This is a genomic window from Pseudomonas sp. MPB03 (assembly GCF_046605385.1).
GTDB lineage: Bacteria > Pseudomonadota > Gammaproteobacteria > Pseudomonadales > Pseudomonadaceae > Aquipseudomonas > Aquipseudomonas zanjanensis.
In genome coordinates, this window is record NZ_CP176770.1 from 6,251,050 (window position 1) to 6,276,914 (window position 25,865).

Here is a 25,865-nt window from a genome sequence, read left to right on the forward strand (position 1 = left end):
AGCAGCCCCAAAAAGCTTGGGACCGCTGCGCGCTCCAGCGGGAGCAAGCTCCCTCGCCACAAAGGCGCCTCGGTCTAGAGCCTCACACTGGCAAACGTCGACTCATTACGCGCCTGGCTCAGCGCCGACAGCGGCCCGGACAATGGCGACAGCACCAGCGCTTGCGGCAGTGGCATCATCGCCACCTGTTGCGTGGTGTTGGAACCGACGCGCTCGTCGCGCGGTGGAATGCCGAAGTATTCGCGGTAGCATTTGGAGAAGTGCGGGGTGGAGACGAAGCCGCACACCGAGGCCACTTCGATGATCGACATCGGCGTCTGCTTGAGCAGTTGCCGCGCACGGATCAGCCGCAGCTTGAGGTAATAGCGCGACGGCGAGCAGTGCAGGTATTTCTGGAACAACCGCTCCAGCTGACGCCGGGACACGGCGACGTACACCGCCAATTCGTCCAGGTCGATCGGCTCTTCGAGGTTGGCCTCCATCAACGCGACGATTTCCTGCAACTTCGGCTGGTTGGTGCCAAGCATGTGCTTGAGCGGCACACGCTGGTGATCCTGCTCGTTGCGGATACGCTCGTAGACAAACATTTCCGAGATCGCCGCCGACAACTCACGACCGTGATCGCGGCTGATCAGATGCAGCATCATGTCCAGCGGCGCGGTGCCGCCGGAGCTGGTGAAGCGGTTGCGGTCGAGGGTGAACAGGCGGGTACTCATCGATACCCGCGGGAAAGCTTCCTGCATCGCCGCCAGGCATTCCCAGTGCACACTGCAATCGAAACCGTCCAGCAGGCCGGCGCAGGCCAGGGCCCAGCTGCCGGTGCAGACCGCACCGAGGCGACGAGACTGGCGGGCCTGGCCTTGCAGCCATGACACGTGTTCACGGGTTACGGTGCGCTGGATGCCGATACCGCCACAGACGATGACCGTGTCCAAGGGCGGTGCCTTGTGCATGGAGGCGTCGGGGGTGATCTGCAAGCCATCACTGGCCCATACCTGGCCGCCGTCGACGGTCAGGGTGGTCCAGCGATACAGCTCGCGACCGGACAGTTGGTTGGCCATGCGTAGCGGTTCCACCGCGGACGCCAGGGAAATCAGCGTGAAATTGTCCAGCAGCAAAAAGCCGATGGATTGAGGCGCACGGTTCTGGGGTTGGGCCCCGGAGTTGGACGTCGTCATCGCGGTATCTCCTCACACAAAGCGGGTGATGGCCTCAGGCGGAGGCTCTTGTTATTGCCCATCATTCTCTTGCGTGAGACGGGGCTTTATCGGGATAGAGCAATTGCCATGCCTAAAATTGAATGTGTGTTCAATAAATCCTGAAAACGACATGGCGGCCTGTCTATATAAGGGGTGGATCGCGTCCAGGTTTTAGCTGCCATCCATGGCGGCAGGCACCGGTCACAAAGGGCCGTGAGCAGTTCGGTAGCACTTGTGGGAACTGGGCTGCGCCGTTTGCGCGAGGGTTGTCACCGCAAGCGCGGGGACGGACGGTGGGGCGGCGTACAAAGGCGTGACCAATAAGTCACGCCTTATCTGTTTGCGACGCGCTAAAAGGTGGCGCGTTTGGGGATGGGTGTTCATTTTACGAGCGGTTTTTACATTCATCTGTGGCGAGGGAGCTTGCTCCCGCTCGACTCTGTAGGAGCTGGCGAAGCCTGCGATCTTTTGATCTTTCGCTTGGGACTCAAGTGCCTGGGGAAAGATCGCAGCCTCGTTGCACTCGACAGCTCCTACACAGCGTCTACAACCCAGTGGGAGCAAGCCCCCTCGCCACAGGGGCTTGGAAACTTTGGCTCAGCACTCCACCGCACTGACCGCCAAGCCACCGCGCGAAGTCTCTTTATATTTGTCATGCATGTCGGCACCGGTATCGCGCATGGTGCGGATCACCCGGTCCAGGGAGATGAAATGCTGGCCGTCACCGCGCAAGGCCATTTGGGCGGCGTTGATGGCCTTGACCGCGGCGATCGCGTTACGCTCAATGCACGGCACCTGCACCAGGCCGCCGACTGGGTCGCAGGTCAGGCCGAGGTTGTGCTCCAGGCCGATTTCCGCGGCGTTGCACAATTGCTCCGGCGTGGCCCCGAGGATCTCCGCCAAGCCCGCCGCCGCCATGGCGCAAGCCGATCCCACCTCGCCCTGGCAGCCGACTTCGGCGCCGGAGATCGAGGCGTTCTTCTTGCACAGGATCCCGACGGCCGCCGCACCGAGGAAATAATCCACGACGTTGGCGTCGGTGACCGCTTCGCTGAACTTCATGAAGTAATGCAGTACCGCCGGGATGATCCCCGCCGCACCGTTGGTCGGCGCGGTGACCATGCGCCCGCCGGCGGCGTTCTCTTCGTTGACCGCCAGGGCGAACAGGTTGACCCACTCCATGGCGCTCAGGGTCGAGCCGATGACATTGGGCTTGTTCAGCTCTTGCAGGCTGCGGTGCAACTTGGCCGCGCGCCGACGCACATTCAAGCCGCCCGGCAGGATGCCCTCGTGCTTGAGGCCCTGCTCGACGCAGTCCTGCATGGCCCGCCACAGTTTCATCAGGCCACTGCGAATCTCTTCTTCGGAACGCCAGACCTTTTCGTTGGCCAGCATCAACTCGGCCACCCGCAGGTCGTGGGTGCGGCATAACTGGAGCAATTCTTCGGCGCTGGAAAAATCGTACGGCAGCTCAGTGCGATCCAAGTCCACCACGCCGCTGGTGGCCTGGGCCTGATCGACGACAAAGCCGCCGCCGACCGAGTAATACGTGTCACGGTGCAGCTCGCCGTCGGCGCCCTCGGCCACCAGGGTCATCGCATTAGGGTGGAACGGCAGGTTCTCGTCGATCAGGCGCATGTCCCGGGACCATACGAACGGTACCGGCAGGCGACCGTCGAGCAGCAGGGTCTGGGTTTCACGCAGCAACTCGATGCGCGGGCCGATCTGCGACGGGTCGATTGCGTCCGGCCACTCTCCCATCAGGCCCATGATCACGGCGTTGTCGCTGCCGTGGCCGATACCGGTGGCCGACAGCGAACCGAACAATTGCACTTCGACCCGGCGCACATCATTGAGCAGGGCCTTGGCCTTCAGCGCTTCAACGAACAGCGCCGCGGCACGCATGGGGCCCACGGTGTGGGAACTGGACGGGCCGATACCGATTTTGAACAAGTCGAAAACGCTGATTGCCATTGCCGATAACCTCCAGAACAGGCACATCCGGGCGCAGGAGCGTCCGGTGACGGAGCTGCTACGCTCAACGCCGGGATGGCCGCATCATCCGGTTTTTGCCTGGGTGCCCGACGTCTGACACCGACGCAATCATGCCCAGCAACGCCGCCCCTCCCTGCGCCCGGTTTTGCGGCGTTTTTCTGCGTGTCAGAGGTCCATCGGGGGCGGAAAAAATCTGTAAACGACGTCACCGACACTGGATGCGACCATCCCTGTACTGGATACGACCCACCCTGTAGGCGTCAGATTTGCGCTGGTACATGATCGGTTACGGCTCGTTTGCAAGGCCGCGTGTCAGAAGAGTGCCCACGCGCCACCAACCGCAACATCCATAAGCGCGGTTGTCCTGACCGGACACCGCCGATAAAACACCAGGAGTCCACCCATGAAAGGTTCCAAGCCGTTGTTGTTGGCCGCCATGCTGAGTCTTCCGATGCTGGCCAACGCCGCAGAACCCGAAAAGTGCAGCACCGTCAACTTCTCCGATGTCGGCTGGACCGACATTACCGTGACCACGGCGACCACCAGCGTGGTGCTGGATGCGCTGGGCTACAAGACCAAGACCACCATGATTTCCGTGCCGGTGACCTACAAGTCCCTGGCCGATGGCAAGAACATGGATGTGTTCCTCGGCAACTGGATGCCGACCATGGAAAACGACATCAAGGCCTACCGCGAAGCCGGCACCGTGGAAACCGTGCGCACCAACCTCAAGGGCGCCAAGTACACCCTCGCCGTGCCCCAGGGCCTGTATGAGAAGGGACTGAAAGACTTCGCCGACATCCCCAAATTCAAGAAAGAACTCGACGGCAAGATCTACGGCATCGAGCCGGGCAACGACGGCAACCGCCTGATCCAGAGCATGATCGAAAAGAACGCCTTCGGCCTGAAGGACGCCGGCTTCAAAGTCGTCGAGTCGAGTGAAGCGGGCATGCTCTCGCAGGTCGATCGCGCCGCCAAGCGTGGCACCGACGTGGTGTTCCTCGGCTGGGCCCCACACCCGATGAATACCCGTTTCAAAATCCAGTACCTGACCGGCGGCGACGATTTCTTCGGCCCCGACTTCGGTGCCGCGACCGTGGCGACCAATACCCGCAAGGGCTACAGCCAGGAATGCAGCAACGTCGGCCAGCTGTTGAAAAACCTGGAGTTCACCGTCGACATGGAAAGCACGCTGATGGGCAACGTGCTCGACGACAAGATGAAACCTGAGGCCGCCGCCAAGGCCTGGCTGAAGAAAAACCCACAGGTACTCGATACCTGGCTCGCTGGCGTGACCACCATTGACGGTAAACCTGGCCTGGAGGCCGTGAAAGCCAAGCTTGCGCAATAACTGCTTATGTTATGCCGGGCGAGTTTGCTCGCCCGGGCTGTTTATTCCCTTGCATGCGGACGTTCACTACCATGCTTATTGATCAGAAAATACCCTTGGGCCAGTACATCGCGGGCTTTGTCGAATGGTTGACGCAAAACGGCGCCAACACCTTCGACGCAATCGCGCTGTTCCTGGAAACGATGATTCACGGCGTGACGTTTGCGCTGACCTGGTTCAACCCCCTGGCCCTGATCGGCCTCATTGCGCTATTGGCGCACTTCATCCAGCGCAAATGGGGCCTGACTGTATTTGTCATCGCGTCCTTTCTACTGATTCTCAACCTGGGTTACTGGCAAGAGACCATGGAAACCCTCGCCCAGGTGCTGTTCGCGACCCTGGTTTGCGTACTGATCGGCGTGCCGCTGGGCATCGTTGCCGCGCACAAGCCGATGTTCTACACGATGATGCGTCCGGTGCTCGATCTGATGCAGACCGTACCGACCTTCGTCTACCTCATTCCTACCCTGACCCTGTTCGGTCTGGGTGTGGTCCCGGGCCTGATCTCCACGGTGGTGTTCGCGATTGCCGCGCCCATCCGCCTGACCTACCTGGGCATCCGCGACGTCCCGGACGAACTGATGGACGCCGGCAAAGCCTTCGGCTGCTCCCGTCGCCAGCTCCTGTCGCGCATCGAACTGCCCCACGCCATGCCAAGCATCGCCGCCGGTATCACCCAGTGCATCATGCTGTCGTTGTCGATGGTGGTGATCGCCGCGCTGGTGGGCGCCGATGGCCTGGGCAAACCCGTGGTCAACGCATTGAACACCGCCGATATCGCCCTGGGCTTCGAAGCCGGCCTGGCGATCGTCCTGCTGGCGATCATGCTCGACCGAATCTGCAAACAACCCGACGCCAAAGTAGGGGGTGACGCATGAGCATAATTCGCTTTGAAGACGTTGACGTGATCTTCGCCAGGGACCCTCGCGAGGCCCTCAAGCTGCTCGACCAGGGCATGACCCGCAACGAAATCCTGAAGAAAACCGGGCAAATCGTCGGCGTGGAAAAAGCCAGCCTGGACATCGAGAAAGGCGAAATCTGTGTCTTGATGGGCCTGTCCGGCTCCGGCAAATCCAGTCTGCTGCGCTGCATCAACGGCTTGAACACCGTCAGCCGCGGCAAGCTGTTCGTCGAGCACGAAAACCGGCAGATCGACATTGCATCCTGCACCCCCGCCGAGCTGAAGATGATGCGCACCAAGCGCATCGCCATGGTGTTCCAGAAGTTCGCCCTGATGCCTTGGCTGACGGTGCGCGAGAACATCAGCTTCGGCCTGGAAATGCAGGGCCGACCGGAGAAGGAACGCAAGAAGCTGGTGGATGAGAAGCTTGAGCTGGTGGGCCTGACCCAGTGGCGCAACAAGAAGCCCGACGAATTGTCCGGCGGCATGCAGCAACGGGTCGGCCTGGCCCGCGCCCTGGCGATGGACGCCGACATCCTGCTGATGGACGAACCGTTCTCGGCCCTCGACCCATTGATCCGCCAAGGCCTGCAGGACGAACTTCTGGAGCTGCAACGCAAGCTGAGCAAGACCATTGTGTTCGTCAGCCACGACCTCGACGAAGCCCTGAAGCTGGGCAGCCGTATCGCGATCATGAAAGACGGCCGGATCATCCAGTACAGCAAGCCGGAACAAATCGTGCTGAACCCGGCCGACGACTATGTGCGCACCTTCGTCGCCCACACCAACCCGCTCAACGTCCTCTGCGGCCGCAGCCTGATGCGCACCCTGGACAACTGCAAGCGCATCAACGGTTCGGTCTGCCTGGACCCGGGTGGCGACTCCTGGCTCGACCTGGCCGACGGCAACACCATCAAGGGCGCCCGGCAGAACGGCGCGGCCCTGGACCTGCAAAACTGGGCTCCAGGCCAAGCGGTCGAAGGCCTGGGCCGACGTCCGACCCTGGTGGACTCCAACATCGGCATGCGCGATGCGTTGCAGATCCGCTACCAGACCGGCAACAAACTGGTGCTCCACGACAATCAGAAAGTCGTCGGGATCCTGGGCGACAGCGAGCTGTACCACGCACTGCTCGGCAAGAACCTGGGCTAACCCCACGCACACAAAAACGCCGCGAGATGATCGCGGCGTTTTTGTTTGCGCCTTCCAAGGCTGATGCTCATACCAGGGTTTGAAATGCTGGTACTGGCTTGGAACGCCGATACTGAGCTTGGAATGCTGATATTGAGCTTGGAATGCTGATAACTGTGGCGAGGGAGCTTGCTCCCGCTCGGCTGCGCAGCAGTCGCAATCCAGGCGACACGAACCTTCAGGTACACCGTGCTTGGCCGGTTTGGGGTCGCTCCGCAACCCAGCGGGAGCAAGCTCCCTCGCCACAAAAGCCCCTCTGCCACAAGAGCAGGGCCAGGCAGAAGGTCAGCTATAGGCCCGCAGCACCGCCAACTCCGCCCGCTCCTGCTCCGCCTGCACATCCTGGCGCATGGCCTTGTGCAAACCGAACATGAAGCACACCAACACCACCGAGAACGGCAATCCGGCCAGCACCACCATGGTCTGCATCGCTTCGAAGTTGCCGGCAAACAACAGGCCGATCGTCACCAGCGTAATCACCACCGACCAGAAGATCCGCAGCCAATGGGGCGCGTCTTCGTCAACGGTGCCGCCCTGGCACGAAAGGTTCGCCATCATCACCGCGCCGGAGTCGGCCGGGGTCAGGAACAGGACGAAACCGACAAAGATCGACACACCGATGACAATCTTCGATGCCGGATAGAATTCAAGCAGCTGGTAGATCGACATCGACGGCTGCGTCAGCGCCGTCTTGCCCAACTCGACCGCGCCGTGGTTCATCACCAGGTCCAGGGCCGAGTTACCGAAGATCGACAGCCAGGCCAGGGTGAAGCCCAGGGGAATCAACAATACGCCCGCCACCAGCTCGCGCACGGAACGCCCACGAGAAATGCGCGCGATGAACATGCCGACAAAAGGCGCCCAGGAAATCCACCAGGCCCAATAGAACAGCGTCCATAGGCCCATCCAGCGGCCAGACTTGGCGCTGTCGTCCGCGTAGACGTACAGATCGAAGGTCTTGAGCACCACACCGTTGAGGTAGTCGCCAATGTTCTGAACGAAACCGTTGAGCAGGTGCAGGGTCGGACCGAACAGCAGCACAAAGATCAGCAGGCCACTGAACAGCACGATGTTCAGGTTCGACAGCCGACGGATACCGTTCTCCACACCGGACACCGCCGCGATGGTCGCCACCGTGCTCATCACGATGATCACGATCAGCAGATTGGTGTTGCTGTGTTCCATGCCGAACAGGTTTTCCAGCCCGGACGCCACCTGCAACGAGCCGATCCCCAGGTTGGTCACCAGCCCCAGCAGGGTCACGAACATGCCGAAACCGTCCACCGCGTGACCGGCCGCACCCTTGACCCAGCGCTCTCCCACCAGCGGATACAACGCCGAACGCAGGGCCAGCGGCTGATTGTGCCGGTAGGCGAAATACGCCACGGCCAAGCCCACCAAGGCGTAGATCGCCCAGCCGTGCAGGCCCCAGTGCAAGAACGTCAACTGCACCGCCTGCCGCGCCGCCTGTTGACTGCCGGCCACGCCTTCGGGCGGGTTGAAGAAATGGTCCAGCGGCTCGGAGGCGCCAAAGTACAGCAAGGAGATGCCGATACCCGACGAAAACAGCATCCCGGCCCAGGCGCCGTAGCTGAAATCCGGCGTGTCGTCCTTGCTGCCCAGCTTGAGCTTGCCGTAGGAGGAAAACGCCAGGCCAACCACGAACACCAGGTAAGCGGCGATGACCACCATGTAGTACCAACCAAAGCTGCGGGACAACCACGCCTGGGCGATGCCGAGCAAACGACCGGCCTCCTGCGGGGCGATAATCAGAATGGCGGTCAGCAACAGAATCAGCGCGGTGGAGGTGTAGAACACCCAACCGTTGACCGTCACCTTCTGCGGTGGGGTCTTTATTAGAAAGGCAGAACTCATTGCACGGATGCTCCAGGCAGTGCGGGAGAAGGACAAGGCAACGCGGTACCCGACCAATCGGTGAGTGGGCAGCCGACCGACGGGTGTTATAAAGACACCCTTAAAGCCCTTGCCCCCGTCATTGCGTGGGTCTTGGGTCCTTGATGTCTCGCTTCTGCGCCATTTACGCGTAGGAAATTTCGGCAAATCGCGACGAATTGTCGCAGAGCTTATTCTTTGTTGATTGAACGTTCAATCAAAACAAAATAGACTGGCCCTCGCCATGACGGACTGCACTCGTCCGCCTGCGGGCCTAAGGAGATGTGCTAGATGCCCAAGGTCGGTATGCAACCCATCCGCCGCCAACAATTGATCGAAGCTACGTTGCAAGCGGTCGATCAGGTCGGCATGGGGGACGCCAGCATTGCGCTGATCGCTCGTTTGGCCGGTGTTTCCAACGGCATCATCAGTCACTACTTTCAGGACAAGAACGGCCTGATCGCGGCGACGGCCCAGTACTTGATGACTGTCTTGAGCGAGAACGTCACCGCGCGGCGTCAAGCGCTGACGGACTCGAGCCCGCGGGCTCACCTCAAGGTGATCATCGAAGGCAACTTCGACGCCAGCCAGGTCAACGGCCCGGCAATGAAAACCTGGCTGGCCTTCTGGGCCACCAGCATGCATCACCCGTCTTTGCACAGGTTGCAGCGGATCAACGATCACCGTCTGTATTCCAACCTGTGTTGCCAGTTCCGCCGCGTGTTGCCCGTTGACCAGGCACGCAGCGCGGCACGGGGCCTGGCCGCGCTGATTGACGGTTTGTGGCTGCGCGGCGCGCTGTCGGGAGACGCGTTCGATACCGCCCAGGCGCACCAGATCGCTTACGAATACATGGATTTCCAACTGGCCAAAACAGGAGCGCCAGAGCACACAGAACCGCTCGACTCCTGAACCGTCACCGCAGCGCGTAGTCAGCTATAAACGACACGCTCGGTGGCCAGCCAACCACTCATGCACTTGCGAGGACTTTATGGCCCGTTTCGAACTGCAAAAACTCTACATCGATGGCGCGTACAGCGATGCCAGCGGCGACGCCACTTTCGAAGCCATCAACCCGGCCAACGGTGAAGTACTCGCCCTGGTGCAGCGCGCAACGTTCGAGGACGTCGAGCGCGCCGTGGTCAGCGCCGAAAAGGGCCAGAAAGTCTGGGCCGCCATGACCGCCATGCAGCGTTCGCGCATCCTGCGTCGCGCCGTGGACATCCTGCGCGAGCGCAACGATGAACTGGCCGCCCTGGAAACCCTGGACACCGGCAAATCCTTCTCCGAAACCAAATACGTCGATATCGTCACCGGTGCCGACGTGCTGGAATACTACGCCGGCCTGGTCCCTGCCATCGAAGGCGAGCAGGTGCCGCTGCGCACCACATCCTTCGTCTATACCCGCCGCGAGCCCCTGGGCGTGGTGGCCGGTATCGGCGCGTGGAACTACCCGATCCAGATCGCCCTATGGAAATCCGCACCGGCCCTGGCCGCCGGCAACGCGATGATCTTCAAACCGAGCGAAGTCACCTCGCTGACCACGCTGAAACTGGCCGAGATCTACACCGAGGCCGGCGTTCCAGCGGGCGTGTTCAACGTCCTGACCGGCAGCGGCCGTGAAGTCGGCACCTGGCTGACCGAGCATCCGCGCATCGAGAAAATTTCCTTCACCGGCGGCACCGACACCGGCAAGAAAGTCATGGCCAGCGCCTCGAGCTCGTCGCTCAAGGACGTGACCATGGAGCTGGGCGGCAAGTCGCCGCTGATCATCTTCGACGACGCCGACCTGGATCGCGCCGCCGACACCGCGATGATGGCCAACTTCTACAGCTCCGGCCAGGTCTGCACCAACGGCACCCGAGTGTTCGTGCCGAGCCACCTCAAGGCCGCCTTCGAAGCCAAGATCGCCGAGCGCGTGGCGCGCATCCGCGTCGGCAACCCAGAAGACGAAAACACCAATTTCGGCCCGCTGGTGAGCTTCGCCCACATGGAAAGCGTGCTGGGCTACATCGAGAAAGGCAAAGCCGAAGGCGCGCGCCTGCTGTGCGGCGGCGGTCGCCTGACCGACGGCGAACTCGCCAAGGGCGCGTTCGTTGCGCCGACGGTGTTCACCGATTGCACCGATGACATGACCATCGTGCGTGAAGAAATCTTCGGCCCGGTGATGAGCATCCTCACCTTTGATACCGAAGAAGAAGTGATCCGCCGCGCCAACGACACCGACTTCGGCCTGGCTGCTGGCGTCGTGACCCGCGACCTCAACCGCGCCCACCGCGTGATCCACCAGCTCGAAGCCGGCATCTGCTGGATCAACGCCTGGGGCGAGTCGGCAGCGGAAATGCCGGTCGGTGGCTACAAGCAATCGGGCGTTGGCCGGGAGAACGGCATCAGCTCGCTGAACAACTTCACCCGCATCAAGTCGGTACAGGTCGAGTTGGGCGACTACACGTCGGTGTTCTGATCTGACACCGGACCTGAGGCGAGGGCCCTTGTGGCGAGGGAGCTTGCTCCCGCTGGGCCGCGAAGCGGCCCCACTTCAGGCCCCTGAGTTTTCCAGACAGAACACGGTCGCCCTGTTTGCGACTGCTGCGCAGCCGAGCGGGAGCAAGCTCCCTCGCCACAGAGAATGTGGCACTCGATGACCGCGACCTGAACCCAATTCAAAAAGAGGGTGCATTTCATGTCCCAAGAATTCGATTACATCATCATCGGTGCCGGCTCGGCCGGTAATACCCTGGCCACCCGCCTGACCGAAGACGAAGGCGTCACCGTCCTGCTGCTCGAAGCCGGCGGCCCGGACTATCGCCTGGACTTCCGCACGCAAATGCCCGCTGCCCTGGCGTTCCCCCTGCAGGGCCGTCGCTACAACTGGGCCTACGAGACCGATCCGGAGCCGCACATGAACGGCCGCCGCATGGAATGCGGTCGCGGCAAGGGCCTGGGCGGTTCTTCGCTGATCAACGGCATGTGCTACATCCGCGGCAACGCCCTGGACTATGACAACTGGGCCAAGCTGCCGGGCCTGGAAGACTGGACCTACCTCGATTGCCTGCCGTATTTCCGCAAGGCCGAAACCCGCGACATCGGCCCGAACGACTACCACGGTGGCGACGGCCCGGTCAGCGTGACCACGCCCAAGGCTGGCAACAACCCGTTGTTCCACGCCATGGTCGAAGCCGGCGTGCAGGCCGGTTACCCCCGTACCGACGACCTCAACGGCTACCAGCAGGAAGGTTTCGGCCCGATGGACCGTACCGTCACGCCCAACGGCCGTCGCGCCAGCACCGCCCGCGGTTACCTGGACGTCGCCAAGAAACGCTCGACACTGACCATCGTCACCCATGCCTTGACCGACAAGATCCTGTTCGAAGGCAAGCGCGCGGTCGGCGTGCGTTACTTGGTGGGCGCCGCCGAAGAGCGCGTCGAAGCCCGGGCGCGCAAGGAAGTGCTGCTGTGCTCCGGCGCCATCGCCTCGCCGCAGATCCTGCAACGCTCTGGCGTCGGCCCGGCCAAGCTGCTGGAAAACCTCGACATCCCGGTGGTCCACGATCTGCCGGGCGTCGGTGAAAACCTCCAGGATCACCTGGAGCTGTACCTGCAATACGCTTGCACCCAACCGGTCTCGCTGTACCCGTCGCTGCTCTGGTACAACCAGCCAGCCATCGGTGCCGAATGGCTGTTCAACGGCACCGGCATCGGCGCCAGCAACCAGTTCGAGGCCGGCGGTTTCATCCGCACGCGCCCGGACTTCGAATGGCCGAACATCCAGTACCACTTCCTGCCGGTGGCGATTAATTACAACGGCAGCAATGGCGTGAAGGAGCATGGTTTCCAGGCACACATGGGTTCCATGCGTTCGCCCAGCCGTGGTCGGATCCAGGCCAAGTCCAAGGACCCGCGCCAGCACCCGAGCATCCTGTTCAACTACATGGCGACCGAGCAGGACTGGCAGGAATTTCGCGATGGCATCCGCCTGACCCGCGAGATCATGCAGCAACCGGCGCTCGATCCGTTCCGTGGTCGCGAGATCAGCCCGGGTATTGAGGTGCAGACGGACGAACAACTGGACCAGTTCATTCGCGAGCACGCCGAAACCGCGTTCCACCCGTCCTGCTCGTGCAAGATGGGCACCGACGACATGGCCGTGGTGGACAGCGAAGGCCGCGTACACGGCATGGAAGGGTTGCGCGTGGTCGACGCCTCGATCATGCCGATCATCACCACCGGCAACCTCAACGCACCGACGATCATGATGGCCGAGAAAATCGCCGACAAGATCCGCGGCCGCAAGCCCCTGCCGCGCAGCACCGCACCGTACTACGTGGCCGGTGATGCGCCGGTGCGCGGCAAGCCGTTGCGTGAAATGGCGACGGCTGCACAGTAAGGCTCAAGACCGCGGCGCGGCCTTCGCGAGCAGACTCGCCCCCACAAGGGTTTGGTGGTGGACACAGACTTTGTGACCACTGAAAACCCCACTGTGGGAGCGAGCTTGCTCGCGAAAGCGGTGGGTCAGCTTGCATCAATGTTGAATGTACCGCCGTCTTCGCGAGCAAGCCCGCTCCCACAGGGGTTCTGAGACGAACACAGATTTTGTGACCACTGAAAATCCCAATTGTGGGAGCGGGCTTGCTCGCGAAAGCGGTGGGTCAGCTTGCATCAATGTTAAATGTACCGCCGTCTTCGCGAGCTAGCCCGCTCCCACAGGGGTTCTGAGGCGAACACAGATTTTGTGACCACTGAAAACCCACTGTGGGAGCGAGCCTGCTCGCGAAGGGGCCAGCCCATTCAGCCTATTTCTCTGACTGCCACACCGCAAAACTCCCATCTGCCTTGATCCCTCCCCCACCCCAGGCCTACTCTAGAGCCACCGCGTCACTGCGCCGCACCTCGCTGCATCGCCACTCCAGACAAGGAGGTTTCATGTTCGACTTCCACCCCCGGCTCAAGCAGCGGTTCGCTGCCTTGCGCACGGGCGCTGAATTCTTTTCCCTGCGTTATGTGCGCGAATCCGGCCAGCATTTGTCGGTGCGCAAGAACGTCGCCGAACCGCCCAGCCTGAACCGTGATGAAGGTGCGATGCTCACCGTGCGGGTCAACGGGGTCGAAGCCTATGCCGCCACCAACGACCTGTCCCAGGCCGGCCTGCAAGCAGCGCTGCAACGCGCCGAGCACCACGCGCGCCAGCTCAAGCCCCATGCCCTGCTCGACCTGCGCGAGCAAGCGGTGTCCAGCGACCGCGCCGATTACTTCTCGCCGCATTTCGACCAGGCCTTCCCGCCGTTGAGCGACTGCTACCAACTGCTTGGCGACGAATCGGCCGCAGTGCCCCGGGACGAACGCCTGGTGAACTGGCAAGCCAGCATCGGCCTGACCCAGGTCGAGCAGATCTACCTCAACAGTGCCGGCGCTGAACTGCGCCAGGCCCAACGCTTCATCTACCCGGCCCTGGACGTCACCGCCTTCGACGGTCACGACAGCCAGACCCGCACCCTGGGTCGGGAGAATTTCGGCCAGCAAGGCGGCTTCGACGTGATCAGCCGCTGCGGACTGATCGGCGCCGGGCCGAAAATCGCCGACCAGGCCTTGCAATTGCTGATGGCGCCGAACACCCCGCAAGGTCCCCGCGACCTGCTGTTGATGCCCGACCAGATGATGCTGCAAATCCACGAGTCCATCGGCCATCCGCTGGAACTGGACCGCATCCTCGGGGATGAGCGCAATTACGCCGGTACCAGCTTCGTCAAGGCCGGCGATTTCGGCCACCTGCAATACGGCTCCGACCTGCTAAACGTAACCTTCGACCCGGACATTCCCGAAGAACTGGCAAGCTACAGCCATGACGACGACGGCAGCGCCGCCAGCAAGCAGTTCCTGATTCGCGAAGGCCTGCTGCTGCGTCCATTGGGTGGGGCACTGTCGCAATTCCGTGCCGGCCTGGACGGTGTCGCCAACAGCCGCGCCTGCGGCTGGAATCGGCCGCCCATCGACCGCATGGCAAACCTGAACATCGAGCCCGGCGACCAATCCCTGGAACAATTGATCCAGGGCATCGAGCACGGCGTGCTGATGCGCACCAACCGCTCCTGGTCCATCGATGATGCCCGCAACAAATTCCAGTTCGGCTGCGAATGGGGCCAGTTGATCGAGAACGGCGAGCTCAAGGGCGTGGTGAAGAACCCCAACTACCGAGGCATCTCCGCGCAATTCTGGAAAAGCCTGCGCGCCGTGGGCGACGCCAGCACCTCGCAAGTCCTTGGCACGCCGAACTGCGGCAAGGGCGAACCGAACCAGGTCATCCGCGTCGGCCATGCGTCGCCAGCCTGTGTGTTCAGCAATGTTGATGTGTTTGGGGGAGATGCCTGATGAGCACCACCAATAATCAGGCCGAGGCATTCAAGGTTCTGGTCGACTGGCTGCGCGGCGCCCTGCGTACGCCTGAACAGTTCACCCTCGGCTACGCCGCCGAATCCTCGGCCTTCGTGCGTTTCAACCACGGCAAGGTCCGCCAGGCCGGGCAGGTGCAGCAGGCAAATGTCAGCTTCAAATTGATCGACGACGGTCGCCACGCCGACTTGCAGATTACTCTGTCTGGCGACCCCGAGGCCGATGTGCAACGCCTGTCCGAAGGCTTGCAGCAACTGCGCGAAACCTTGCCGCTGCTGCCCCGCGATCCGTACCTGCTGCTCAACCATCATCACTGGCAGAGCAACAATGTGCAGGACCATCCGCTGCCCGAGACGGAGCAGGCCGTTGCCGAAATCACCCGCGCCGCCGAAGGCCTGGACCTGGTGGGCTTCTACGCCGCCGGCCCCATCAGCCGAGGTTTCGCCAGTTCTTCGGGCGCGTTCGGCTGGCATCAGGCCAACAGCTTCAACTTCGATTTCAGCTTGTTCCATGAAAACGGCCAAGCGGTGAAAGCCAGCTACGCCGGGCATGTGTGGAGCAGCGAAGGATTTGCCCAACGTTTCGAACAGGCCCGCGAACAACTGGCGTTTCTCGGCCACCCGCTGCGCACGTTGCCGCCCGGCGAATACCGCGCCTATCTGGCGCCGGCCGCCCTGGAAGAGATCATGGGCATGCTCAGTTGGGGCGGGTTCTCGGCCCAGGCCATTGCCAGCAAGCAGAGCCCGTTGCAGAAGTTCTATGCTGGCGAAGCCCACTTCAGTCCCAACGTATGGCTCACGGAGCAGGTCAGCGGCTCCCTGAGCCCGGCGTTTTCCGACGAAGGTTATCCCCGCGAGGACCTGGGGCTGATCGCCAAGGGCATGGCCAACGCACAATTGGTCAACTCCCGCAGCGCCGCCGAATACGGCCTCGCGGCCAACGGCGCCAGCCGCTACGAATACCCCACGGCGCTGGACATGCAGGGCGGGCAACTGGAGCAGAAGCACATCCTTGAAGCACTTGGCACAGGGTTGTACATCAGCAACCTCTGGTACCTGAACTACTCGGACCAACCGGCGGCACGCCTGACCGGCATGACCCGTTTCGCCACGTTCTGGGTCGAGAATGGCCAGATCCAGGCACCGGTCAGCACGATGCGTTTCGACGACAGCGTCTACAGCCTGCTCGGCTCGCAACTCGAAGCGCTGACCCGGGAGCGGGAACTTCTGCTCTCGGCCAGCACCTACAGCCAGCGGGCCACGGCCTCGATGTTGTTGCCGGGGGCGTTGGTGAAGAGGCTCACGCTGACGCTATAACACGCAATTCCCCGTGGCGAGGGAGCTTGCTCCCGCTCGGCTGCGAAGCAGTCGTAACCCAGGCGACGCGATCTTTCGGGCACACCGTGTTGGCCGGTTTGGGGGGCTTCGCCCCCAGCGGGAGCAAGCTCCCTCGCCACAAGAGCTTCCTTGCCACAGGTAACTGTTCATTTTTTTAAAGATCCCCTCGCCCTAGGTAATTGTTCACTTTTCATACAAGAGGTCCCATGCCCAACCGCGCCCCGCTCGACGCCGTCACCGCCCGCTGGCTCCCGTGGGTCGTGGCGATTGCCTTCTTCATGCAGTCCCTGGACGGGACCATCCTCAACACCGCCCTGCCCGCCATGGCCAGCGACCTGGCGGAAAACCCGCTGCGCATGCAAGGCGTGATCATTGCCTACATGCTCACCGTGGCGTTGCTGATCCCGGCGTCGGGCTGGATCGCCGACCGCTTCGGCACCAAGAAGATTTTCTTCGGGGCGATCCTGCTGTTCAGCTTCGGCTCGCTGCTGTGCGCCTTGTCCAATTCGTTGAGCATGCTGATCGGCGCCCGGGTCGTCCAAGGCCTGGGCGGTGCGCTGATGCTGCCGGTGGGCAGGCTGGTGGTGCTGCGGGCGTATCCGCGCTCGGAACTGGTGCGGATCATGGGCTTCATCACGATCCCTGGCCTGCTCGGCCCACTGATCGGCCCGACCATGGGCGGCTGGATGGTGGAATACCTGACCTGGCACTGGATCTTCATCATCAACCTGCCGGTGGGCGTGATCGGCTGTTACGCCGTGTGGAAATTCATCCCCGACCTGCGTGGCAGCGAGCGCACGCGGTTCGATGGGCTGGGGTTCCTGCTGTTCGGCGCGGCGATGGTGCTGATTACCATCGCCATGGAAGGCCTGGGTGAACTGCACTTGCCGCACCTGCGGGTGATGTTGCTGCTGTTCGGCGGCATGGCCTGCCTGGCGGCCTATTGGCTGCGGGCCGGGCACGTTGAAAATGCGCTGTTTCCACCGTCCCTGTTCAAGACCCGGACCTTCGCCGTCGGTATTCTCGGCAACCTGTTCGCGCGCCTGGGCAGCGGTGCCTTGCCGTTCCTGGTGCCGTTGCTGCTGCAAGTCGCCCTGGGTTATTCACCGTCCCAGGCCGGCATGAGCATGCTGCCCCTGGCGGCGGCGGCCATGGTCGCCAAATCCGTGGCCCGACCGCTGATCGAACGCTTTGGCTACCGCGCCGTGTTGACCAGCAACACCCTGGCCCTGGGCCTGATGCTGGCGAGCATGGGCCTGGTCAGCGAACAGACGCCGTACTGGCTGCTGCTGGCGCAACTGGCGGTGCTGGGGGCGATCAACTCGCTGCAATTCACCGCGATGAACACCGTGACCCTGATCGACCTGGACGACGCCAGTGCCAGCAGCGGCAACAGCCTGTTGTCGGTGGTGGCGCAACTGTCCCTGAGCCTCGGCGTGGCCTGCGCCGGCGCACTGCTGGGCGGCTTTACCGCCCAGGTGGGCAACGATGGGGTGGAGACGGTGCTGGGGGCGTTCCAGCTGACGTTCGTGACGGTGGGGATCATGGCGATGCTGGCGGCGACGATCTTTTCCCAGTTGTCGAAGCAGGATGGGCGGCGGGACAAGCGGCCGGATGAGCATATCGAGCACTAGGTAGGACTCGGACGGTTTTAAGGCTTCAGGGCTTTGTGGCGAGGGAGCTTGCTCCCGCTCGGCTGCGCAGCAGACGCAATCCAGGCGACGCGAACTTCCAGGGGCACCGTGTTGGCCGGTTTGGGGCCGCTTCGCGCCCCAGCGGGAGCAAGCTCCCCCTCGCCACAGGGAATTCGCCCACTTCAGAACTGCGCCACAGCTCGTCCAGAACGTTCGAAGAAAGTGGCACGAGGCTGCTACACTGCGCGACATTTTGTTTTGCAGGCCAGTCCCGTGACCACCATTGCCACCGCTTTTAATACTTTGCCGCTGTCCGCCGCCATGCTGGCTAACCTCGAATCACTCGGTTATGCCCAGATGACGCCGATCCAGGCGCAAAGCTTGCCGGTGATCCTCAAGGGCATGGACCTGATCGCCCAGGCCAAGACCGGCAGCGGCAAGACCGCCGCCTTCGGCATCGGCCTGCTGAACCCGATCAACCCGCGCTTCTTCGGCTGCCAGGCTTTGGTGATGTGCCCGACCCGCGAGCTGGCCGACCAGGTCGCCAAGGAAATTCGCCGCCTGGCCCGCGCCGAAGACAACATCAAGGTCCTGACCCTGTGCGGCGGCGTGTCCTTCGGCCCGCAGATCGCCTCCCTCGAACACGGCGCCCACATCATCGTCGGCACGCCGGGGCGCATCCAGCAGCACCTGCGCAAGGGTTCGCTGGTGCTCGACGGCCTCAACACGCTGATCCTCGACGAAGCCGACCGCATGCTCGACATGGGCTTCTACGACGCCATCGAAGACATCATCCAGCAGACCCCGGAACGCCGTCAGACGCTGCTGTTCTCCGCCACCTACCCGGTGGGCATCAAGCAACTGTCGTCCAAGTTCATGCGCAACCCGCAGCAAGTGAAAGCCGAGGCGTTCCACTCCGATGCGCAGATCGAGCAGCGCTTCTACGAGATCTCCCCCGAGGAGCGCATGGATGCGGTGGTCAAGGTCCTGGCGCATTTCCGACCGGCCTCCTGCGTGGCGTTCTGCTTCACCAAGCAGCAGGTCCAGGAAACCGTCGACCACCTGACGGCCAAGGGCATCTCGGCCGTGGGCCTGCACGGCGACCTGGAACAGCGCGACCGCGACCAGGTGCTGGCGATGTTCGCCAACCGCAGCACCTCGGTGCTGGTGGCCACCGACGTAGCGGCCCGCGGCCTCGACATCGACGCCCTGGACATGGTGATCAACGTCGAGCTGGCCCGGGATTCGGAAATCCACATCCACCGTGTCGGCCGCACCGGTCGCGCCGGTGAGAAAGGCATCGCCATCAGCCTGGTGGCGCCGTCCGAAGCCCACCGCGCCCAGGCCATCGAGCAACTGCAGAAGTCGCCGCTGAGCTGGGATCAATTGGACAACCTCAAGCCCCAGGGTGGCGGCCCGCTGCTACCGGCCATGAGCACCCTGTGCATCGGCGCCGGGCGCAAGGACAAAGTCCGCCCCGGCGATATCCTCGGTGCCCTGACCGGCGACGCCGGCATCCCTGGCGCCCAGGTCGGCAAGATCGCGATCTTCGATTTCCAGGCCTACGTGGCCGTGGAACGCGGCATCGCCAAACAGGCCTTGCAGCGCTTGAACGACGGCAAGATCAAGGGCCGCTCGTTGCGGGTGCGGATCCTGTAACCGATCGCCTGACGAACAGAGATCAAACTGTGGGAGCGAGCTTGCTCGCGATGGCGGTGGATCAGCGGCATTAATGCTGCCTGACACGCCACCATCGCGAGCAAGCTCGCTCCCACATTCAGTTATGTGGGAAAGCCGAGAGGACACCGTTTTGCGCTCTACCGAAGTCGTGATCATTGGCGCTGGCGCCGCAGGGTTGATGTGCGCGCTGACCGCGGCCGCGCGCGGGCGGCAGGTGATGTTGCTGGACCATGCCAACAAGGCCGGCAAGAAAATCCTCATGTCGGGCGGCGGGCGCTGCAATTTCACCAACATGTACACCGAGCCGGGCAATTTCCTGTCGCAGAACCCGCACTTCTGCAAGTCGGCCCTGGCCCGCTACACCCAGTGGGATTTCATCGCGCTGGTGGCCAAGCACGGCGTGCCCTATCACGAAAAAAAGCTCGGCCAGTTGTTCTGCGATAACAAGTCCAGCGACATCCTCGGCCTGCTGTTGGATGAATGCGACCAGGCCGGCGTCAGCCTGCACCTGGACACCTCCATCACGCAGATCGAAAAAACCGACGGCGGCTACCGGCTGCAAACCACCCTCGGCGCCCTCGCCTGCCAATCCCTGGTGATCGCCACGGGCGGGCTGTCGATTCCCACGCTCGGGGCGACCGGCTTCGGTTACCAGGTGGCAAAACAGTTTGGCCACGAACTGCTGCCGACCCGCGCCGGCCTGGTGCCGTTCACCATCACCGATCAGCTCAAGGCCCTGTGCACTGAACTCTCGGGCACCTCGGTGGATTGCCTGGTGAGCTGCAACGACCAGAGTTTTCGCGAGAACATCCTGTTCACCCATCGCGGCCTGAGCGGCCCGGCGATCCTGCAGATTTCCTCATTCTGGGAACCGGGGGACACGGTGCAGATCAACCTGCTGCCCGACCACGATGTGCCGCAATGGCTGCAACAGCAACAGGCCGAACGCCCCAACAGCGAACTCAAGACCCTGCTGGGCGAGTTGTTCACCAAAAAAATGGCCAACCTGCTGGCCGACACTTGGTTTGTGTCCAAACCCATGAAGCAATACACCCACGCAGAGCTGGCGGACATCGCCGAGAAACTGGCGAGCTGGAATGTCGTCCCCGCCGGCACCGAAGGCTACCGCACCGCCGAGGTCACCCTTGGCGGCGTCGACACCCGGGAAGTCTCGTCCAAGACCATGGAGTCGCTGAAAAGCCCGGGCCTGTATTTCATAGGCGAAGTGCTGGACGTCACCGGGCACCTGGGCGGGTTCAACTTCCAGTGGGCCTGGGCTTCCGGGTATGCGGCGGCGCAGTACGTCTGATCCGCCACGACTCGAATGTGGACAATAACCTGTGGGAGCGAGCTTGCTCGCGATAGCGGTGGCTCAGTCACCACCAATGTGACGGACCTGACGCCATCGCGAGCAAGCTCGCTCCCACAGGGGTTCGACGGTACATGCCGGAACACTTTTTGCTGCCGGATGTGATCGCCGCCATTGCGTCGGCGTCATTACTGCCTCAATTTAGCGTCATTGCCCGTCAGGCCCGTGTACTTCATGTCAGCGAACTCGTTTAGCCAATCTTTGCGTCGCCTTTGGGCGTTGGATAAGTTCAGTTATAGCGTGCGGGTCTTCATCGCCCTGACCGGCAGCATGGGGTTGTGTTGGTACCTGGACGAGATGGCGCTGCTGATTCCCTTGTTCCTGGGCATTATCGCCAGCGCCCTGGCCGAGACCGACGACAGTTGGCAGGGCCGCCTCAATGCGCTGGCAGTCACGCTGCTGTGTTTCAGCACCGCAGCGCTGTCGGTGGAGTTGCTGTTTCCCTACCCCATCCTGTTCATCGTCGCCCTGGCCCTGGCGGCATTCGGCCTGACCATGCTTGGCGCCTTGGGCGAACGTTATGGCGCAATTGCCTCGGCCACCCTGATTCTTTCGGTCTACACCATGATCGGCGTGGACCAGCGCGGCGTCGCCGTCAACGATTTCTGGCACGAACCCCTGCTATTGGTCGCCGGTGCCGCGTGGTACGGCGTGCTGTCGGTCGTGTGGCAGGCATTGTTTTCCAACCAGCCGGTGCAGCAAAGCCTGGCGCGGCTGTTTCGCGAACTGGGACGCTACCTCAAGCTCAAATCATCGCTCCTGGAGCCGATCCGCCAACTGGACATCGAAGCCCGTCGCCTGGAACTGGCCCAGCAAAACGGTCGGGTGGTCGCTGCGCTCAACAGCGCGAAGGAAATCATCCTGCACCGCGTCGGCAATGGCCGGCCCGGCTCGAAGGTCAGTCGCTACCTGAAGCTGTATTTCCTGGCCCAGGACATCCACGAACGCGCCAGCTCGTCCCACTATCCCTACAACGCCCTGGCCGAGGCTTTCTTCCACAGCGACGTGCTGTTCCGCTGCCAACGCCTGCTGCGCCAGCAAGGCAAGGCCTGCCAGGCGCTGGCCGAATCGATCCAACTGCGCCAGCCATTCATCTACGACGATACTTTTGCCGAAGCCCTCAACGACCTGCACGCGTCCCTCGAACACCTGCGCATCCAGAGCAACCCGGCCTGGCGCGGCTTGCTGCGGTCGTTGCGAGCCCTGTCGGTCAACCTCGGCACCATGGACCGCCTGCTCAGCGACGCGAGCAACCCCGACGCCCTGGCCGACGCCACCGACAGCAGCCTGCTGGACCGCTCGCCGCGCAACCTCCAGGATGTCTGGCTGCGCTTGCGCACCCAGCTCACGCCCACCTCGCTGCTGTTCCGCCATGCCCTGCGCCTGCCCCTGGCCCTGAGCGTGGGCTACGCCATGGTGCACCTGATCCACCCGTCCCAGGGCTATTGGATCATCCTCACCACGCTGTTCGTCTGCCAACCCAACTATGGCGCCACCCGGCGCAAGCTCGGCCAGCGGATCATCGGCACCGCCATCGGCCTGACAGTGGCCTGGGCGCTGTTCGACCTGTTTCCCAATCCGCTGGTGCAATCGTGCTTCGCCATTGCCGCCGGGGTGGTGTTCTTTACCAACCGCACCACCCGCTACACCCTGGCGACGGCGGCGATCACCGTCATGGTGCTGTTCTGCTTCAACCAGGTGGGCGACGGCTACGGGCTGCTGCTGCCACGGTTGTTCGATACCTTGCTGGGCAGCCTGATCGCCGGGCTGGCGGTGTTCCTGTTCCTGCCCGACTGGCAAGGTCGGCGGCTGAACAAGGTGCTGGCCAACACGCTGACCTGCAACAGCATTTACCTGCGCCAGATCATGCAGCAATACGCCGCCGGCAAAAGCGACGACCTGGCTTATCGCCTGGCCCGACGCAACGCCCACAACGCCGATGCCGCGCTGTCCACCACGCTGGCCAACATGCTGATGGAGCCGGGACACTTCCGCAAGGAAGCCGACGTGGGCTTCCGCTTCCTGGTGCTGTCCCACACCCTGCTCAGCTACCTGTCAGGCCTGGGCGCCCACCGCGGCACCGAGTTGCCGACGCAAGTACGCGAACAATTGATCGACGGTGCCGGGGTGAAACTGGCGGCGAGCATCGACGAAATCGCACAGGGCCTGGCAAGCAAGCAGCCGATCGCGATCCAGAGCGATGAGGAGGAAGCCCTGGCCAGTGAGTTGGAGCAGATGCCTGATGAGATCGACGAAGGACAGCGGTTGGTGCAGACGCAATTGGGGTTGATCTGTCGGCAGCTGGGGCCGTTGCGCACGTTGGCGGCGCACCTGATCAAGGATACCAGCGAGGCTTGAGGGTTGTGGGATCCAGGAGGGCCTCATCGCGAGCAAGCTCGCTCCCACAGTGGATTTGCTGTGCACACAAACTTGGCATCACCGCAGGCCCATTGTGGGAGCGAGCTTGCTCGCGATGGGGCCAGTCCAGACACCTCACATCCCATGAGCCTTCAATAACCGGTCATAACTCCCATCCGCCTTCATCGCCGCGATCGCCCGATCGAACCCGGCCACGATCTGCTCATGCTCCGGGTTCTTCAGGCTGACCAGGATGTGCAGGCTGTTTTCGCTCAAGGGCTTGGGCAGGAACTCCACGGCGCTGCGCACCGTGGGCGATTCGCGGGCCAGGTAGTAGCGGGCGACGTACTCGTCTTCCAGGGTCAACTTCACCCGGTCGGCCGCCAGCATGCGCACCGCCATGGCGAAATTGTGCACCGGCACTTTCTGCATTTTCGGGTCTTCATCGAAATCCTTGGAATAGGCGTAACCGCGTACCACGGCGATGGGATACGCACGCAGCTGTGGCAGGCTGTCAAACTGGATCGCTTCGTCCTTGCGCTTGATGAAGCGCACGCGGTTGAGCAGGTATTCGGCCGAGAACCGGCCTATGTGCGTGCGCTCCTCGCTGTACCAGGCATTGATCAGCACATCATAGCGGCCCTCGCCGATACCCAGCATCGCCCGGGCCCAGGGCACTTGTTCGAAGTCCGTGGCATAACCGGCCCGCGCCAGGGCCGTGCTGACGATGTCGGTCGCCAGGCCGCCATTGATCAAGGTGGAATCGGTAAAGGGCGGCCAGGCATCGGCGACCAGGCGCAACTTCTGCGCACAGGCCTCGTAGCTCAGCAACAGCAACCCGATCAATGCAAGAGCTCGATGCAATCGCGGCATGCCAAACATCCTTGACGGGTTCAAAGCCCGGTTTGTTTTTAGCCCAAACCCAACGGGCATCCCTAGACACCCGGTCCTAACATTAGCTCATTGGAACCGCTGCGCAGCGCTGTCACGAAGATTACACAAAGACGACAGTCCCGCGACAAAGGAATGATGGCATTTTGGTCTTTGTCACAGATTTTCAGGTCGTGCAAGCGAGAGACTTCCGAGCCAAGCACGCTTACTATCGGCATCAGGTTCTTCAGGAAATTCAAAAAATGGATATCGAATGGGTCTGCAAACATCACACTGACCTGAGCAAGGAGCAGCTATATGCCATCCTCAAGCTGCGCGCCGAGGTGTTCGTCGTCGAGCAGAACTGCGCCTACCCGGACGTTGACGGCCTGGACCTGGAGGGCGACACCTGCCATCTGATGGCCTGGCACGACAACCACTTGGTGGCTTACCTGCGCCTGCTCGACCCGCACTCGCAAAACAGCGACGTGGTGATCGGGCGCGTGATCATCGCGCCACCGGCACGCGGCCAGGGGCTGGGTCATACGCTGATGGAAAAGGCCCTCAAGCAGGCCGAGAAGCATTGGCCCGGCGTATCGATCTCGTTGTCGGCCCAGGCGCATTTGCAGGGGTATTACGGGCGGTATGGGTTTGAAGTGGTGGGGGTGGAGTATATGGAGGATGGGATTCCACACATTGGTATGCATCGTCCTTAAGATCCCCTTCGCGAGCAAGCCCGCTCCCACAAGGGTTCCGAGGTGGACACAGATTTTGTGCCCACAGAAGACCTCACTGTGGGAGCGGGCTTGCTCGCGAAGGCGTCAGCCCAGACACAACCAGTATTCAGGGATACTCAAGCACCGCCTTGATCCGCGGCAAATTCCCCTCGATCCACCCTCGATCGATCGCCCCCCAATCGCGAATCCGATACCGCCCGGCATGGTTGCGCGCGCCATCCTCTTGCTCGAACTCACACACGATATCCAGGTCCGCCAGCGCGGCGATGGTGTCCTGGGCCGTACGCCGGGGCATGCCGGTGGCGTCGGTAAGGGCCGGGACGTTGCTGGCCAGGCCGCTGTCGATCAGGTAAGCCACGTACAGGCGACGGTAGAAACTGGTCTTGGTCTTGCTCACGTCCATCCGGTCATTCCTTGTGAGGTTGCAGGTCCCGCCAGGTCAGGTACACCCGCAGGTCGAATTCCAACTGGTGATAGCCCGGCAGCATGTGTTCGCAGAGTTGGTAGAAGGCCTTGTTGTGGTCCGACTCCTTGAAGTGCGCCAGTTCGTGCACAACGATCATCTTCAGGAACTCGGGCGCTGCGTCCTTGAACAGCGCCGCGATGCGGATTTCCTTCTTGGCCTTGAGCTTGCCGCCCTGCACCCGCGACACCGCAGTGTGCAGGCCGAGGGCACGGTGGGTCAGGTCCAGGCGACTGTCGAACAACACCTTGTCGATGGCCGGTGCGTTACGCAGGTATTGCTGCTTGAGGTCCAGCGCATATCCATACAGGGCCTTGTCGCTCTGGATCGGATGGCGACCCGGGTAGCGCTGCTGCAGGTATTCGCCCAGGCGGTCCTGGGCGATCAATTGCTGCACTTGGGCTTGCAGGGCGGCGGGGTAGGCCTGGAGGTATTTGAGCGCGGTCATCAAGAGGGCAACA

General features: G+C 62.4%; 19 protein-coding genes. 13 read left to right on the plus strand and 6 right to left on the minus strand.

Annotated features, from left to right (window positions below):
* Nucleotides 1-74: 74 nt before the first annotated feature.
* Together ACLH0I_RS27315 and ACLH0I_RS27320 are read right to left on the minus strand one after the other, a co-directional pair.
* Nucleotides 75-1,178: a GlxA family transcriptional regulator gene (locus ACLH0I_RS27315; protein ID WP_042731607.1), complete on the minus strand. Its 1,104-nt coding sequence runs from the start codon at nucleotides 1,176-1,178 to the stop codon at nucleotides 75-77.
* A 618-nt stretch (nucleotides 1,179-1,796) separates the two neighbouring features.
* Complete coding sequence (locus ACLH0I_RS27320; protein WP_186707123.1) at nucleotides 1,797-3,173, minus strand: L-serine ammonia-lyase; 1,377 nt, start codon at nucleotides 3,171-3,173, stop codon at nucleotides 1,797-1,799.
* 424 nt (nucleotides 3,174-3,597) lie between these two features.
* On the opposite strand from ACLH0I_RS27320, the gene ACLH0I_RS27325 reads away from it, so the two are divergent.
* From ACLH0I_RS27325 to choV, 3 genes are all read left to right on the plus strand, one after another.
* A complete protein-coding gene (locus ACLH0I_RS27325; RefSeq protein WP_186707122.1) occupies nucleotides 3,598-4,545 on the plus strand; it encodes a choline ABC transporter substrate-binding protein in 948 nt (315 codons plus the stop codon).
* Between the two features lie 71 nt (nucleotides 4,546-4,616).
* Complete coding sequence (gene choW / locus ACLH0I_RS27330) at nucleotides 4,617-5,462, plus strand: choline ABC transporter permease subunit (RefSeq protein WP_014340605.1); 846 nt, start codon at nucleotides 4,617-4,619, stop codon at nucleotides 5,460-5,462.
* The gene (gene choV / locus ACLH0I_RS27335; protein ID WP_411385840.1) at nucleotides 5,459-6,637 is read left to right on the plus strand and encodes a choline ABC transporter ATP-binding protein; all 1,179 of its coding nucleotides are present in this window, start codon (nucleotides 5,459-5,461) and stop codon (nucleotides 6,635-6,637) included. The genes choW and choV overlap by 4 nt, the downstream gene beginning before the upstream one ends.
* Before the next feature lie 324 nt (nucleotides 6,638-6,961).
* Here the strand turns inward: choV and ACLH0I_RS27340 are convergent, their stop codons facing one another.
* Nucleotides 6,962-8,494 (minus strand): BCCT family transporter, encoded by a 1,533-nt coding sequence (locus ACLH0I_RS27340; RefSeq protein ID WP_411387563.1) that lies wholly within the window; start codon nucleotides 8,492-8,494, stop codon nucleotides 6,962-6,964.
* 366 nt (nucleotides 8,495-8,860) lie between these two features.
* On the opposite strand from ACLH0I_RS27340, the gene betI reads away from it, so the two are divergent.
* From betI to yccS, 9 genes are all read left to right on the plus strand, one after another.
* Nucleotides 8,861-9,481 carry a transcriptional regulator BetI gene (betI, locus tag ACLH0I_RS27345; protein WP_250966026.1) on the plus strand — a complete coding sequence of 207 codons (621 nt, stop codon included), beginning with the start codon at nucleotides 8,861-8,863 and terminating at the stop codon, nucleotides 9,479-9,481.
* 79 nt (nucleotides 9,482-9,560) lie between these two features.
* Nucleotides 9,561-11,033: a betaine-aldehyde dehydrogenase gene (gene betB / locus ACLH0I_RS27350; RefSeq protein WP_411385841.1), complete on the plus strand. Its 1,473-nt coding sequence runs from the start codon at nucleotides 9,561-9,563 to the stop codon at nucleotides 11,031-11,033.
* A 219-nt stretch (nucleotides 11,034-11,252) separates the two neighbouring features.
* Nucleotides 11,253-12,956: a choline dehydrogenase gene (gene betA / locus ACLH0I_RS27355; protein ID WP_411385842.1), complete on the plus strand. Its 1,704-nt coding sequence runs from the start codon at nucleotides 11,253-11,255 to the stop codon at nucleotides 12,954-12,956.
* A 536-nt stretch (nucleotides 12,957-13,492) separates the two neighbouring features.
* On the plus strand, nucleotides 13,493-14,935 hold the full coding sequence (locus ACLH0I_RS27360; RefSeq protein ID WP_411385843.1) for a TldD/PmbA family protein: 1,443 nt from the start codon (nucleotides 13,493-13,495) through the stop codon (nucleotides 14,933-14,935).
* On the plus strand, nucleotides 14,935-16,272 hold the full coding sequence (locus tag ACLH0I_RS27365) for a TldD/PmbA family protein (RefSeq protein ID WP_411385844.1): 1,338 nt from the start codon (nucleotides 14,935-14,937) through the stop codon (nucleotides 16,270-16,272). The genes ACLH0I_RS27360 and ACLH0I_RS27365 overlap by 1 nt, the downstream gene beginning before the upstream one ends.
* A 227-nt stretch (nucleotides 16,273-16,499) precedes the next feature.
* Nucleotides 16,500-17,927 (plus strand): multidrug transporter subunit MdtD, encoded by a 1,428-nt coding sequence (mdtD, locus tag ACLH0I_RS27370; protein WP_186707115.1) that lies wholly within the window; start codon nucleotides 16,500-16,502, stop codon nucleotides 17,925-17,927.
* Nucleotides 17,928-18,248: 321 nt separating this feature from the next.
* Nucleotides 18,249-19,586, plus strand: a complete 1,338-nt coding sequence (dbpA, locus tag ACLH0I_RS27375; protein ID WP_411387564.1) for an ATP-dependent RNA helicase DbpA — start codon at nucleotides 18,249-18,251, stop codon at nucleotides 19,584-19,586.
* Between the two features lie 151 nt (nucleotides 19,587-19,737).
* Entirely contained in the window at nucleotides 19,738-20,916 is a 1,179-nt protein-coding gene (locus ACLH0I_RS27380; protein ID WP_411385845.1) for an NAD(P)/FAD-dependent oxidoreductase, read from the plus strand.
* Nucleotides 20,917-21,150: 234 nt separating this feature from the next.
* Nucleotides 21,151-23,334 carry a YccS family putative transporter gene (yccS, locus tag ACLH0I_RS27385; RefSeq protein WP_250965103.1) on the plus strand — a complete coding sequence of 728 codons (2,184 nt, stop codon included), beginning with the start codon at nucleotides 21,151-21,153 and terminating at the stop codon, nucleotides 23,332-23,334.
* Between the two features lie 135 nt (nucleotides 23,335-23,469).
* On the opposite strand, the gene ACLH0I_RS27390 is transcribed toward yccS, so the two are convergent.
* Nucleotides 23,470-24,207 (minus strand): substrate-binding periplasmic protein, encoded by a 738-nt coding sequence (locus ACLH0I_RS27390; RefSeq protein ID WP_250965102.1) that lies wholly within the window; start codon nucleotides 24,205-24,207, stop codon nucleotides 23,470-23,472.
* Nucleotides 24,208-24,467: 260 nt separating this feature from the next.
* Here ACLH0I_RS27390 and ACLH0I_RS27395 point away from each other — a divergent pair, with 260 nt between their 5' ends.
* Nucleotides 24,468-24,920, plus strand: coding sequence for a GNAT family N-acetyltransferase (locus ACLH0I_RS27395; RefSeq protein ID WP_411385846.1), 453 nt, complete (start codon nucleotides 24,468-24,470; stop codon nucleotides 24,918-24,920).
* A 127-nt stretch (nucleotides 24,921-25,047) separates the two neighbouring features.
* Here ACLH0I_RS27395 and ACLH0I_RS27400 read toward each other — a convergent pair whose 3' ends face one another.
* Entirely contained in the window at nucleotides 25,048-25,344 is a 297-nt protein-coding gene (locus ACLH0I_RS27400; RefSeq protein WP_411385847.1) for a winged helix-turn-helix domain-containing protein, read from the minus strand.
* Between the two features lie 4 nt (nucleotides 25,345-25,348).
* Nucleotides 25,349-25,852, minus strand: coding sequence for a M48 family metallopeptidase (locus tag ACLH0I_RS27405; RefSeq protein WP_186707108.1), 504 nt, complete (start codon nucleotides 25,850-25,852; stop codon nucleotides 25,349-25,351).
* Between the last annotated feature and the right edge of the window lie 13 nt (nucleotides 25,853-25,865).

Coding starts and splice junctions, on each gene's coding strand:
- ACLH0I_RS27315 (WP_042731607.1), bottom strand. CDS start 1,178: ATGACGACGTCCAACTCCGGGGCCCAACCCCAGAACCGTGCGCCTCAA.
- ACLH0I_RS27320 (WP_186707123.1), bottom strand. CDS start 3,173: ATGGCAATCAGCGTTTTCGACTTGTTCAAAATCGGTATCGGCCCGTCC.
- ACLH0I_RS27325 (WP_186707122.1), top strand. CDS start 3,598: ATGAAAGGTTCCAAGCCGTTGTTGTTGGCCGCCATGCTGAGTCTTCCG.
- choW (WP_014340605.1), top strand. CDS start 4,617: ATGCTTATTGATCAGAAAATACCCTTGGGCCAGTACATCGCGGGCTTT.
- choV (WP_411385840.1), top strand. CDS start 5,459: ATGAGCATAATTCGCTTTGAAGACGTTGACGTGATCTTCGCCAGGGAC.
- betI (WP_250966026.1), top strand. CDS start 8,861: ATGCCCAAGGTCGGTATGCAACCCATCCGCCGCCAACAATTGATCGAA.
- betB (WP_411385841.1), top strand. CDS start 9,561: ATGGCCCGTTTCGAACTGCAAAAACTCTACATCGATGGCGCGTACAGC.
- betA (WP_411385842.1), top strand. CDS start 11,253: ATGTCCCAAGAATTCGATTACATCATCATCGGTGCCGGCTCGGCCGGT.
- ACLH0I_RS27360 (WP_411385843.1), top strand. CDS start 13,493: ATGTTCGACTTCCACCCCCGGCTCAAGCAGCGGTTCGCTGCCTTGCGC.
- ACLH0I_RS27365 (WP_411385844.1), top strand. CDS start 14,935: ATGAGCACCACCAATAATCAGGCCGAGGCATTCAAGGTTCTGGTCGAC.
- mdtD (WP_186707115.1), top strand. CDS start 16,500: ATGCCCAACCGCGCCCCGCTCGACGCCGTCACCGCCCGCTGGCTCCCG.
- dbpA (WP_411387564.1), top strand. CDS start 18,249: ATGCTGGCTAACCTCGAATCACTCGGTTATGCCCAGATGACGCCGATC.
- yccS (WP_250965103.1), top strand. CDS start 21,151: ATGTCAGCGAACTCGTTTAGCCAATCTTTGCGTCGCCTTTGGGCGTTG.
- ACLH0I_RS27390 (WP_250965102.1), bottom strand. CDS start 24,207: ATGCCGCGATTGCATCGAGCTCTTGCATTGATCGGGTTGCTGTTGCTG.
- ACLH0I_RS27395 (WP_411385846.1), top strand. CDS start 24,468: ATGGATATCGAATGGGTCTGCAAACATCACACTGACCTGAGCAAGGAG.
- ACLH0I_RS27400 (WP_411385847.1), bottom strand. CDS start 25,344: ATGGACGTGAGCAAGACCAAGACCAGTTTCTACCGTCGCCTGTACGTG.
- ACLH0I_RS27405 (WP_186707108.1), bottom strand. CDS start 25,852: ATGACCGCGCTCAAATACCTCCAGGCCTACCCCGCCGCCCTGCAAGCC.